This is a genomic window from Desulfotomaculum sp. 1211_IL3151 (genome assembly GCF_036763075.1).
Lineage (GTDB): Bacteria > Bacillota > Desulfotomaculia > Desulfotomaculales > Desulfotomaculaceae > Desulfotomaculum.
Window position 1 is genome coordinate 1 of record NZ_JBAIYV010000048.1, and the last position, 12,211, is coordinate 12,211.

Consider the following 12,211-nt stretch of genomic DNA (forward strand, 5'->3'; position numbering starts at 1 on the left):
AAAATTCGCAAGCTTCCTTTTATACTCCGTTCGACTTGCATGTGTTAGGCACGCCGCCAGCGTTCGTCCTGAGCCAGGATCAAACTCTCCGTAAAATATCAAATATTTTAAAGAGTTTTGGCTCTTTCTTATCCTTGATTTACTCGCTAGCGTCTTTTCATAACGCTTGACGAGGATGTTTTTTGTGGTCGTCTTAGTTTTGAGTGTTAAACTCGACTTTTGACTTGACCTGTTTTTCATCCATCATCTGCTGTTTAGTTTTCAAAGACCTGTTTTGCTTGTCCCGATCTCGCGACCGGAAGCTTATCTTACCACTTTTTCTGCGTTGGTTGCAAGTGGTAATTTTTGTTTGTTGCGTCTTGGCAGTTGTTATCAGACAAGCCCTGCAACGTTTTTAATAATAACATAACGTTTTTGAAGAGTCAAGTTGGAAAATAACTTTTTGTCGGGAAATGTTTTTATAGCTGTTTTTTAATTCTTTCAGCCCAAATGCTGCTGATCTCTACCTCCATTTCGATTCCTTGGGGTGTGAATTTTTCATGCAAAACCTTTCCCTTTTGATGAAGGATTGCCGTTAGGTTCGATTTCGCGTAGGGTACTGTCAGTTTTAGTATAGAATACCTCTGCTTTAAAACAGCCGTTATCATATCTAATAGCTGTTCCATTCCCTCATTATTCGCTGCAGAGATATAAACTCTTTGGTTTTCCGTAAAGGGAAGTTCCTGCACATCCTTTATTAAATCTATCTTATTAAACACCATTATGATTGGCTTATCGAAAACATTTAGGGATTGCAATACAGCTTCTACTGCACGAATTTGCCCTTCGTAATTGGGGTGGGATGCATCAACCACATGAAGGAGTAAATCGGCCTCTTGAACTTCTTCTAAGGTTGCACGAAAAGCGGCAACTAGATGGTGGGGTAAATTCTGAATGAAACCAACTGTATCTGACAGTAACAAAGTATCATTATTCGGCAAGGATATACATCTTGTCGTGGGGTCCAGGGTTGCAAAAAGCTTATCTTCCACCAAAACATTTGCTCCCGTTAAGGTTCTTAGCAATGTACTCTTGCCTGCATTGGTGTAACCAACCAGACTAACCAATGGCAACGGTTCGCTTTTCCTATTCTTTCTTAAGAGGCTTCTGTGTCGTTGCACTTCCCTTAGTTCTTGTTCAAGATCGGATATGCGCTTCCTAATTCTTCTTCGATCTACCTCAAGCTTCGTTTCGCCAGGACCCCTTGTGCCAATACCGCCGCCTAAGCGTGATAGCTTTATACCCTGACCTGTCAAACGGGGTAAGAGGTATTTAAGCTGTGCTAATTCCACTTGTAATTTTCCCTCTTTTGTTTGGGCCCTTCGGGCAAATATATCCAAAATCAATTGTGTTCGATCAATAACCTTAACGCCTAAACGATCTTCTAGGTTTCGCGCTTGGGCAGGTGATAACTCCCTGTCATTGATAACAATATTGGCTTCGCATTCCTGACAATATGCTGCCAGTTCCTCGACCTTTCCTTTACCAATAAAGGTTGCCGAATCAGGGCGCTGTCGACTTTGCATAAAAGTTCCAACGACCACTGCACCTGCAGTATCCGCCAAACTAGCCAATTCGTCTAACGAATCTTGTACTTCCTGTTCCTTAGAGCCTGGCAGTTTAACCGCTACCAGTATGGCTCTTTCCTCAATAGTAGTTAATATCTCGTGCAAACCGATGCTCTCCTTTTTTAATCTCTTGTCCGATTATAACTTTTGTTACCTCAAGTAGCAACCAATGTTTTCTATGCCATAAATATACAATCTTTTTTTTCATAGTTAGCCTCGCAACTTAATAGTATGTATTAGCTGACTTATAAGGAGGGGTAATTACGTTATTTAATAAATGCTTTTTTTGGCGTACGGCATTAGCCCTTTGCATGGCTGTGTCGTTCTTTGTTTTCGCGCCCGCCGCCGAAGCAACAGAAAAAAACCAAATGATTATTATCAACAAAAAAACAAATCAACTAGGCTATTATGAAGACGGTTTGCTGGCCAAGGTATTCCCTGTGGCCACAGGCAGACAGCGCAACTTTACACCCGAAGGGAACTTCAAGATCACCAATAAGCAAGTAAACCCACCCTATTATAAGAAAAACATTCCCGGTGGAAGTCCTTATAATCCCCTCGGGACTCGTTGGTTAGGTCTGAGTGCTCCTGGGGGTGCTTATGGTATACACGGGAATAGCAGCCCCTCATCCATTGGTACCTATGCCTCCAACGGCTGTATCAGGCTTCATAATCAAGATGTTTTATGGCTTTTTGACCAAGTCTCAGTGGGTATACCGGTTATTATTGTCTGGAATGACATTGATTTAAACGAGGGATTTGTTGACACAAAGCCTATAAAGTTATACCTTAATAATGAACCAATCATAGTTGGCGAGGAATCTAAATTATTTTCCAAACAGCATCAGCCCTATATACCCTTAAAGCTATTATGTCAGGTATTTGGTTATTCACTTAATTGGGATAATGCTAACAGGACAATTAACGTAACACAACCAGGTTTTATTGCACAGTTGACCTCCAATGGGCAGGCTGCATTAATTAATGGTCAAAGCCTTTCCTTAAAAGATATTCCCATTGTAGTTGAGGGTACGACATTCGTTACATTGTCTACCATTAATCAAATCTTTCACACCGATGCCCAGTGGAAACCGGATACCCGGGAGCTTTTTCTTTCGTTAACCCCACCGGATACCATGCCAACGGATGCATCCACTGCTTCAGAGACTAGCGATCATATGTCTGGCATGGAACCCCAGGTGGAAAAAAACTTACAAAAAACAAATTCTAAAATGTAGGAGTGATTTTGGCAGATGGATTTTAACACACTAAAAACTCAGGCAAAGGAAAAACTTAAGGGCTATTGTCGTGTTTGCCCTATCTGCGATGGCCGTGTTTGTGCGGGAGAGGTTCCCGGTATGGGTGGCACGGGTACCGGTGTAGGTTTTAGAAACAACCTAGCTGCTTTGGCAGCATATAACTTAAACATGAGAACCTTACACAACGCCAAGGACCCCAATACCGAAGTCGAATTGTTTGGCTCGAAGCTTTCCTCTCCCATTATGGCTGCACCCATGACCGGTACCCCATATAACATGGGTGGTTCAATATCGGAAAAGGATTTTATTGGGATGATTGTTTCTGGCAGCAAGGAAGCAGGCACCCTGGGTTGGACAGGCGACGGCGCTGACCCCGAAATGTATAACTCCGGTCTGGAAGCGATTATCTCCGAACAGGGGCATGGAATTCCCATCATTAAGCCCAGGGAACAAGGCGTAATTATTGAGTGCATTCGACGGGCTGAAAAAGCCGGTGCCAAAGCAGTGGGAGTGGATATTGACGGTGCCGGTCTGATTACGATGGCTCTTAAAGGTCAGCCGGTAGGTCCAAAAACGAAAGAAGAAATAAAAGAACTTGTGGCTGCTACCAACCTACCCTTTATCCTTAAAGGGATTATGACAGTTGATGAAGCTATCACCGCAGCAGAAGCAGGGGTTCGTGCTATCGTAGTGTCCAACCATGGTGGACGCATATTGGATTTTACTCCTGGTGCTGCTGAGGTACTTCCCTCTATCGTTGAAGCCGTACAAGGAAAAGTCACCATCATTGCCGATGGTGGTGTACGTACTGGTGTAGATGTCCTGAAACTTCTGGCCTTAGGAGCAGATGCTGTACTGGTAGGAAGACCTTTGGTGGTTGGTGCCTTTGGCGGAAACACTGAAGGGGTTAAGCTGGTACTCAATAAAATGGCTTTGGAACTAAAACAAGCTATGATTTTAACTGGTTGCAATACCATCAAAGATATTAATAAACAGGTTCTCTATAAGGGGTAAATAAAAACCTCCGAATTTAATTCGGAGGTTTTATTATATTCGTTAACTGATTGTACAAGAAATTACTGGAATCCCTCTGGACTCTAATTCCTTTACCAAAGGTTCTGGTTCTATGGTGCTAACCCGCACAACCATGTGCACAACATCATTGGCTTTTCTATGAATAACTAGACCCCTAATGTTAATATTCATATCTTTAATAATTTCCGTTAATTCTGCTATGGCACCCACTCTGTCGTGAATTTGCAACACAAGTCTAGTACCGGCTTTCCTTATGCAGAAAAAGTCAATGAAAGCATCAAAGATGTCCGTTTGGGTAATAATCCCCACCAGTTCATCGTCTGCCATTACCAACATACTGCCAATTTTATTATTCCTCATAATCAGTGCTGCTTCTTCCACCGTTGCCTCAGGATGCACTGTAATGGGGTCCTTTACCATGACTTCTCCCACGACCATCTTAGTAAGAAGGTAATTCATCTCAAAAATACTTAATGTAGTGGCTGGGGAAGGTGTGACTGTTAATAATTCTCTTTCCGTGACTAACCCCACCAACCGACCCTTATCCGTAATAGGCAGTTGGCGAATTTTTAACTTCTTCATTTTTTCAAGGGCTTCAAGAATAGGAGTATTTTTAGAGATGGTAATAGGTGATGTGGTCATGCAATCTTTAACAAACATTAGCCTACCCCCCTTAACCTTTATTAACACCAACTTTTATTAACATCAATTGTAATAGAAAGTAAAAATAGTCGCAAGAAAAATGTTTATATTTGGTACTATAATTGATCAATATTTTAATTATTCAAAATCTTAATTCCTGTTTGTAATCATCATAGGTCAATTGAGGTTTATTTAAATTTAAAGAACCGTCTATTACCTTTGCTATAAATAAAGTATGACTATCAAATTCTACTGTGGACCCATGCTCAACCTCACATTCATAATAGCCTAGGCAACCATCGATAACGGGGCAACCAGAATTCACAAGCTTATAGGTGTAATTTTCCAGTTTATTTACCTGCCGACCAGAGTTGCGCCCAAAAAAATGGGCTATTTTACCTTGGCTTTTGGTTAATGGGGCGAGGGTGAAAAATCCTGTTTCCTTAATCAAGTCGTGGGACAGGTTATTTTTATTAATAACCACCGCAACTCTTAAAGGACAAAAGTTTATTTGCGTTACGCTATTGCAACACATAACATTGACCTTATCATCAAGGGCTGAACCCACCAGATATAAAAAACTATTTAGACTGGGCATTCCTAAGTATTTTTCAAAATCCAATGTTTTATTTTGATCTTGTTTAGGTATAAGTACATGTCGGTTCGCTTCACTATTACACTTGCTACATTGGGCTGGGGGTTTTTTTCCATAGGCCTTTGAGCCACAGAGGGAACATCTCCATAAATATATTTGCCAATTCTTTTGTGCCATGCTCTACCTCCTTATTATTACTGGCCAATGACCCTAAGATTCTTGTATTATGAAATATTGTTTTCGATTTAGGAAACACTAAGAATAAAGGGGGAGTAAACGATGAAACAAAAGCAACAAAATCCACATGGGCTAAAACCTAAGCCTTATAAAGTTTCCTTAGGAGAAATTTTTGTTGGCGAGGGCAGTGGCGGTTGCCGGAAAGAAGACACTAAAGAAGACAAACCAACAAAATAAACCTATAAATTATCGGTTAAGGCATTGTCAAAGACATGCCTTATTTTATTTTTCTAACCACCATCACCTGGGAAACCCCAATGGGAATATTCGTAAACCTTAAAATAGCCCCCTCCATTCTTAATAAGGCAAACAAAAGCTCATTAACCGCTCCCATTCCAAATTCGAAATCCGTTTCTTTTTGAAAGAGTGGGTGTTTGCTCATTTTCCTGATAAACCAGATCGGAGGTAAAAGAAAAAAATTAAAATAAGTTGTTCTCTCCATGGAGAGGTCAAAGTCCCTAATAAGTTTGCTAAAATCACCGCGATTATATCTCCTATAGTGGTTATTTAAATCATCATGTTTACCCCAGAGCCAGCTAAAGGCCGGAACAGTAAATAGTAGTATACCTCCCGGGCGAACTACCCTTACTAATTCTTTTAGGGCAGATCTTTCATCAGACAGATGTTCCAAAACATCCAGGCAAAAAACTAGATCAAAGGCATGATCTGCAAAGGGAAGATTATCCACACTTGCACAGTAGGCAGATAGTCCGATATTACGACAGTGTTCCACCATTTCCCGTGAAATGTCTACCCCAATTACCGATCCATATTTTGACATATATTCCATTGTACCCCCAGCACCGCAACCAGCATCCAGCATATTAATTTTAGATCCCAAGAAAGGCAAAGCTAATTTTCCAATAATTTCTCTTCTTCCCTTATACCACCAGTGAGTTTGTTCCATGTCAACCATTTTTAGGTAAATTACATTGTTCATAGGCTATATTTTATCTAAAATATGCCAATCCTATTCTACGACATTAATATCCTATCTGTAGAATCAATGTCGAAAGCCTCTTTCATATCGACAAAGCTACACAGAATTCTCCGAAGGTATCTAGGCCTATAATGGGGAATTGATTTATCGTAACACGATCAGAAGGCATAAAATTTTTAAGGATGCTAGTATAAGAAAAGCCACGGCTCGCCTGCCTGTGCCTTTCGGTCACAAGCAAACGAGCCAAGCTTTTCTAACAATAAAAAATGGAGGCGTAGTAAATGATGACTAATTTACAAAAGCATATTGAAATAATCTCACAGGAACAAGTTGTTCACCTTAACAGTTTTCAGGAAATAAATATTATTAGCGATAATGAAACCATCCATCACATTAAAAAAATATCCAAGGATTCTGGATTGCCGGTTTCTAGAGTGGTAGAAGCTATGATCCGGGCAGCCCTTGAAGATGTACAAGTTGCTGCTGGATAAGGAAGAACAATTAAGGGCGGTGGAGTATTCCATCGCCCTTTTCTATTGCTAGTTTAGATTATGTACTTTTTTATTTAGCTCCTCCCCGGTTGGGGTTTTGGCCAAACCAGCCAATGAAGTTTCACGTAGACATGAAGGTAGCATGGTTCCAATCTTATACATGGCTTCAATCACTTCATCACAGGGAATTACACTTTTTATTCCCGCCAGTGCCATGTCCGCTGCTACCATGGCTACCGCCGCTCCCATCGAGTTTCTTTTTACACATGGTACTTCCACCAGGCCAGCAACTGGATCACAAGCTAGCCCAAGTAAATTTTTTAAGGCCATCGCCGCTCCGTGGGCGCATTGCTCGGGTGTACCACCTGCCAATTGCACGATTGCCGAAGCTGCCATTGCTGCTGCGGCACCAATTTCTGCTTGGCAGCCGCCGGCAGCCCCCGAAATGGTAGCATTATTGGCAATAACATAACCAATACCACCAGCATTAAATAAGGCCTCTACCAGTTCCCTTTGGGAACTGCCCAAGTGTTTTCCCGTTGCCAATAGGCAGCCTGGTAAAACCCCACTGGAGCCAGCGGTTGGCGTGGCTACAATGAGACCCATGGAAGCATTAACTTCGGAGGTGGCCAGTGCATAATTTACGGCATCGAGCACAACCCCTTGGCTAAGACCTTGGCCGCTTTTGGCATATTCACCTAATCTTTTAGCATCACCACCCGTTATACCACTACGTGAAACGATTTCTTCATTAATTCCTTTTTCAACTGCCGCCTGCATCACCTGTAAACTTTTTTTCATGGTTGCAAATACCTCTTCCACTGGGCGTCCAGTGGCTTGAACCTCTTGTTCGATGACTATTTCACCGATGGATTTCCCCTGTTCTTGGGCAATATGTACTAACTCGGCAACCGTACGATATTTCATGCTTGCACCCTCTTGTCCTATGGATTGAGTAAAGCAACCTGATATACAGGCTCGATCTTTTTAACCTCTTCGATGATCCCCTCAGCTAAATCCTGATCCGTTTCAATAACCATGAGGGCTTGATCTCCCCTTGACCTTCTTGCCACCTCCATATGGCCTATATTGATTTCATTGCAGGCTAAAACCTGGGCTACCTTGGCAATGGCTCCAAAACGGTCATGGTGAAATACCAATAAAGTTGGACTTTCTCCGCTGAGTGATATTTTAAAGCCTGCAATTTCTGTTATTCTAATCTTACCCCCACCAATGGAAATACCAACCACCTCCAGTGACCCCCGCTGATCACTTAAAAAAACCTTAGCAGTATTTGGATGAAAGTCGGATTCCTCTGCCACGGTCTTAATAACGATGTCCACTCCAGACTCTTTGGCAAGCTGCAAAGAATGAACAATTCTTTCATCATCTGCATTTAGGTTTAAAATACCTGCAACCAGTGCAAGGTCTGTACCATGTCCACGATAGGTTTGAGCAAAGGAACCATAGAGAGTAATCTCAACTTTATTTGGTGCTCTGCCAAAAATCTCCCTGGCTGTCTTTCCTATCCTTGCTGCTCCGGCTGTATGAGAGCTTGAAGGACCTACCATAACCGGACCAATAATATCAAATATAGAATGATAATGCATTGTAATCCCCTTAGACAGTTATTTTTATGGTAAAGATAATAACATTTACTTCGCTTTTTTCCAATGACTAGTAAAGTAGCTAATCTCCTGCAAATTTATTTTTCCGAATGTTGTTTATGTTTTCACTATTAGTATTTACTCTCCAAAAGAATAATGATATTCTAAATATAATAAATATTTGCACTCTTGTGTAAACAGGGGGGGGTGAGCATAATGGAACAAGAGTTAGTTCACCAGGCAGAGCATTTAAACTTCTTAATAAGAACCCTTAACCGAAAATTTCGTCAATATATGCTGTCTCAAACCATTGGATGCGGCTTAACCGTTCCACAAATCCATTTAATGCAGGAGCTCTTTCAAAATCCTGGCATAACCCTTAGTGAACTAAGTATCCGATTAGGTCTAGCCAAGAGTACCGTTTCAGGAATCGTTGATCGTTTGGAAAAACAGGGTAAGGTTATTCGAAAAAGAAATGATCAAGATCGTAGGGTCGTACATATTGATCTTTCTCCCGAAATTAGCGAATTAAACCATAATTTATCCCTTATGAGGACTAATTATTTAGGTGGTTTTCTACTTTCTATGTCCCCTGAAGAAATTACTGGACTAATTCACGGATTAGAAAAAATAAATTACCTAATGCAACAAGAGACTAAATCCTTCGCCCCTGCAAAAAATATTGCAGACTAAGTTAACCACCCCCCCGGGGTGGTTTTTGCATTCTTTTTTCTAAACATAGTATTTAGTTCTAAATGAAACTTTTATTGGATACTGTTAGAAAAGACTTCCATATAACAAATAAATACAGTGGCCAGGAGGGGAAGAAGTGCGCATTAGGATACTTGATACCAATGTATTGCTTGACCGACCCATAAAAGAAATTATAACATCTATGGAACCTTGTAAAGTTGTCATCCCCCTTGCAGTTGTTAACGAGTTAGATCGCTTTAAAGGGCTAGAGGATCATCGAGGCCATTGTGCCAGACAGGCAATTCGTTTTCTGGACAGTCTAAGACCTCAACTTCATCAAGGGGTATCACTTCCCAGTGGGCATCAAATCCTAGTTGAGGTAAATCATTGCAACGTTTTTTTACCTGAATATCTCCCCAAAGATAAAGTAGATACACGTATTTTGGCCATTGCCAAAGGTTTTAAAGAGGAGCAGGCATCCCCTGTCACCTTGGTTACCCAGGACATTTGTCAACGAGTTATTGCTGACACACTGGGAGTTGCCGCAGAAAACTATGCTGCGGAACAGGTTGACCTCGGCTTGTTGTATAAGGGCTGGGACACATTAAACATATCCTATGATGAAGTACAGGATTTTTATCAATTAAGACATATCCAAGTAAATAAAAATTTATTAGAGAATCAATATGTTTGCATGGAAGATCGTCTTGGCGGACGTCATTTAGGAAGATATAGCAAAGGTTTTATTCGCCCGCTAAGAAGAGATTTGCATGCTTTTGGTTTAGGTCCGATGGAAGGAAACCTAGAACAATCATTTTTAATGGATGCACTATTGGATCCTAAAATTGAATTAGTCAGTATCTTAGGACCAGCCGGCACAGGTAAAACTTTATTGGCATTGGCGGCTGGCTTACAACAAGTTGTCAATCAAAGACTCTATTCGAAACTAATTGTAACAAGGGCATTGATTCCACATAGCCGGGATATTGGTGCTTTACCAGGCACTAAAAAGGAAAAACTGACTCCCTGGATGGCTGCAATATATGACAACTTGGAGTTTCTAACCCGAACCTTTGTGGCCACCAAACATGATGAAAGATGTTCACCCTCGGAACGGGTAGAAAAATTTATGGAAGAAGGCTTTATTGAACTTGAGGCACTAACCTATATTAGAGGTCGCTCCATACCTAAACAATGGATCCTAATTGACGAAGCACAAAACTTAACGAAGGAAAACATCAAGACCATTATCACTCGGGCGGGTATAGGCAGTAAAATAGTACTAACCGGTGATATTCAACAAATTGATAATTACCGCCTAACCGCTACCAGTAACGGGTTTGTAACATTAATTGATGCCTTCAAAAACCAGGACTTATATGCCCATCTTTCTTTAAGTAAAACAGAACGCAGTCGCTTAGCTGCCCTAGGCGTAAAATTATTGCCATAAATGAAACAGGTGTTAATTTTAACACCTGTTTCATTTATTACGAAATTAGTTACTATATTTAAAAGAAATTTTAGGTCCTGACTGCTGTTTTTTGGTTGTTAGACCGCTCATAACGGTGGGCTTTAAAAATAAATTGCTTTGCCCACCAAGAACAGGTTCATCTTCAATAACCTCTTCAGCCATCTTCAGTGGAATGTCTGAAGTATTGTTTGATGGACCAGCCATAAAAGCTTCCTCAGCCGACTCAGACCATTCTATCTGTTCACTATCTCCTGATACTTCTTCTTCAGGAATTATTGCATCGTCGACGGGTATATCCTTGATTTCTTCTGTTTCCTGCAACTCATCTACTTGGCTTGCTTCATGATCCCCCTCCACCGAATCATCGGTTAGATCCTGCTCAACACTTTCAACACTTTCATCAATTTCAATTATTTCATCCAATTCATCAACTTCGGCTTCCCAGGCAACATTTGGATCTTCCGACATATCATCCAGAAAATCTTCCTGGTTGTGGGAATGCTCCATTACTTCGCCATCAGACACCATAACTGCAAATTTTTCGTTTGAAGAAGATTCTTGCTGTTTGCTATTAGTATCTTGATGGTAATCAGTGGCTCTAATACTTTTTTGTGATACATATAAAAGAATGAAAATCAAAAAAAGTGAAAATGCATTGTACCCAGACTCACGATCACCTGCCACCTGCTATAACCCCTTTCATTACAAAATAAAAAATTGACCCTGGTATATATTACGGGAAAAGGTGTTATATGTTACAACTATTCCGCCTAAGAATTAGCATATTTGGAATAGAGACCAGGGTATCTTATTTATAAGCATATTTGAAAGGGGCATAAAAATGGATCTTTGGCTTTTTACACTCCTGACTATTACTCTGGGCTTTGCCACAGCTTTATGGTTCCTTTTAATTTCTCACTTAGACAGAGGTTAAAAAGGTCTAAAAAAATGGAGCTAGTGCTGGCTAGCTCTTCAATTTTGTAAAAATCTTGGTAATCGCAAAGGGTTTATTCTCAATTTCCACTATTTCCTTTTGCAATATAGCAATATGTCTCATTTCCTCGTCTCTTAACTTTAAGAATAATTGTTTGGACGATGGGTTACGTATAATAACCGCAGCCTCATTATAAAATGTTTGGTTTCTTATTTTATCTTCCAGGGCATCATTTAAAAACTCTAGGTTATCCATTGGGCCTCCCTTATTTTATATCTAGGTTCTGCATCTCTTGTTTAAGCTCCGCAATATGACTGGTAGCAGTCATATCAAATACCTTAAATAACTTTTTTAGGCGTTTATCCTTAACCGTATTCGTTAAATAATTATATTTAGCTTGCCTCAACATCTCTCTATCAAGGGCTTTTTTAAAAATATTATTTTGAATCTCTTGTTCCGTCAGTCGAGCCAATGATGATCACCCCGCTTATTTTATTTGTATTTTTAGCATTGTTATATTTAAAGCATATTATTATGCCTTCGGCAAAAAATATCATCTGAGAATGCCGATTTAGCCCAGCGGTGATATGTCAAGAAGGTGATTCTAGAAAATTGGAAATTAATTTAACAAAAGTACACCTTTTACCTAAAAAAGGGTATAAGAAATAAGCCCACCAATTAAGCAAAGAAAATATTCCTT

General features: G+C 40.3%; 15 protein-coding genes and 1 rRNA gene. 6 read left to right on the top strand and 10 right to left on the bottom strand.

Going from position 1 to position 12,211, the window contains the following annotated elements; genetic code table 11:
- Both V6C11_RS13385 and hflX read right to left on the bottom strand, forming a co-directional pair.
- Positions 1-95, bottom strand: a 16S ribosomal RNA gene (locus tag V6C11_RS13385); the annotation flags it as partial.
- Positions 96-458: 363 nt separating this feature from the next.
- Positions 459-1,712 carry a GTPase HflX gene (gene hflX, locus V6C11_RS13390; protein ID WP_333531696.1) on the bottom strand — a complete coding sequence of 418 codons (1,254 nt, stop codon included), beginning with the start codon at positions 1,710-1,712 and terminating at the stop codon, positions 459-461.
- 263 nt (positions 1,713-1,975) lie between these two features.
- Here hflX and V6C11_RS13395 point away from each other — a divergent pair, with 263 nt between their 5' ends.
- Positions 1,976-2,845: a L,D-transpeptidase family protein gene (locus V6C11_RS13395; RefSeq protein ID WP_333531697.1), complete on the top strand. Its 870-nt coding sequence runs from the start codon at positions 1,976-1,978 to the stop codon at positions 2,843-2,845.
- Between the two features lie 15 nt (positions 2,846-2,860).
- Positions 2,861-3,880, top strand: coding sequence for an alpha-hydroxy-acid oxidizing protein (locus tag V6C11_RS13400; RefSeq protein WP_333531698.1), 1,020 nt, complete (start codon positions 2,861-2,863; stop codon positions 3,878-3,880).
- Positions 3,881-3,922: 42 nt separating this feature from the next.
- Here V6C11_RS13400 and V6C11_RS13405 read toward each other — a convergent pair whose 3' ends face one another.
- Both V6C11_RS13405 and V6C11_RS13410 read right to left on the bottom strand, forming a co-directional pair.
- Positions 3,923-4,561 carry a CBS and ACT domain-containing protein gene (locus V6C11_RS13405; RefSeq protein WP_333531699.1) on the bottom strand — a complete coding sequence of 213 codons (639 nt, stop codon included), beginning with the start codon at positions 4,559-4,561 and terminating at the stop codon, positions 3,923-3,925.
- 124 nt (positions 4,562-4,685) lie between these two features.
- Positions 4,686-5,315, bottom strand: coding sequence for a flavin reductase family protein (locus V6C11_RS13410; RefSeq protein ID WP_333531700.1), 630 nt, complete (start codon positions 5,313-5,315; stop codon positions 4,686-4,688).
- 102 nt (positions 5,316-5,417) lie between these two features.
- Between V6C11_RS13410 and V6C11_RS13415 the strand changes: the two genes are divergently transcribed.
- Complete coding sequence (locus tag V6C11_RS13415) at positions 5,418-5,552, top strand: hypothetical protein (RefSeq protein WP_333531701.1); 135 nt, start codon at positions 5,418-5,420, stop codon at positions 5,550-5,552.
- Positions 5,553-5,592: 40 nt separating this feature from the next.
- Here the strand turns inward: V6C11_RS13415 and V6C11_RS13420 are convergent, their stop codons facing one another.
- Complete coding sequence (locus V6C11_RS13420; RefSeq protein WP_333531702.1) at positions 5,593-6,315, bottom strand: class I SAM-dependent methyltransferase; 723 nt, start codon at positions 6,313-6,315, stop codon at positions 5,593-5,595.
- Between the two features lie 281 nt (positions 6,316-6,596).
- Between V6C11_RS13420 and V6C11_RS13425 the strand changes: the two genes are divergently transcribed.
- Positions 6,597-6,806 (top strand): hypothetical protein, encoded by a 210-nt coding sequence (locus V6C11_RS13425; protein ID WP_333531703.1) that lies wholly within the window; start codon positions 6,597-6,599, stop codon positions 6,804-6,806.
- A 48-nt stretch (positions 6,807-6,854) separates the two neighbouring features.
- Here V6C11_RS13425 and sdaAA read toward each other — a convergent pair whose 3' ends face one another.
- Positions 6,855-7,733 carry an L-serine ammonia-lyase, iron-sulfur-dependent, subunit alpha gene (gene sdaAA / locus V6C11_RS13430; RefSeq protein ID WP_333531704.1) on the bottom strand — a complete coding sequence of 293 codons (879 nt, stop codon included), beginning with the start codon at positions 7,731-7,733 and terminating at the stop codon, positions 6,855-6,857.
- A gap of 17 nt (positions 7,734-7,750) precedes the next feature.
- On the bottom strand, positions 7,751-8,416 hold the full coding sequence (gene sdaAB, locus V6C11_RS13435; protein ID WP_333531705.1) for an L-serine ammonia-lyase, iron-sulfur-dependent subunit beta: 666 nt from the start codon (positions 8,414-8,416) through the stop codon (positions 7,751-7,753).
- A 213-nt stretch (positions 8,417-8,629) separates the two neighbouring features.
- On the opposite strand from sdaAB, the gene V6C11_RS13440 reads away from it, so the two are divergent.
- Entirely contained in the window at positions 8,630-9,106 is a 477-nt protein-coding gene (locus tag V6C11_RS13440) for a MarR family winged helix-turn-helix transcriptional regulator (protein WP_333531706.1), read from the top strand.
- 136 nt (positions 9,107-9,242) lie between these two features.
- Positions 9,243-10,556, top strand: coding sequence for a PhoH family protein (locus V6C11_RS13445; RefSeq protein ID WP_333531707.1), 1,314 nt, complete (start codon positions 9,243-9,245; stop codon positions 10,554-10,556).
- 45 nt (positions 10,557-10,601) lie between these two features.
- Here the strand turns inward: V6C11_RS13445 and V6C11_RS13450 are convergent, their stop codons facing one another.
- The 3 genes from V6C11_RS13450 to V6C11_RS13460 form a co-directional block, all read right to left on the bottom strand.
- Positions 10,602-11,261, bottom strand: coding sequence for a hypothetical protein (locus V6C11_RS13450; RefSeq protein ID WP_333531708.1), 660 nt, complete (start codon positions 11,259-11,261; stop codon positions 10,602-10,604).
- A gap of 280 nt (positions 11,262-11,541) precedes the next feature.
- Complete coding sequence (locus V6C11_RS13455) at positions 11,542-11,766, bottom strand: hypothetical protein (RefSeq protein WP_333531709.1); 225 nt, start codon at positions 11,764-11,766, stop codon at positions 11,542-11,544.
- 10 nt (positions 11,767-11,776) lie between these two features.
- Positions 11,777-11,983: a hypothetical protein gene (locus V6C11_RS13460; protein WP_333531710.1), complete on the bottom strand. Its 207-nt coding sequence runs from the start codon at positions 11,981-11,983 to the stop codon at positions 11,777-11,779.
- Positions 11,984-12,211: the final 228 nt, after the last annotated feature.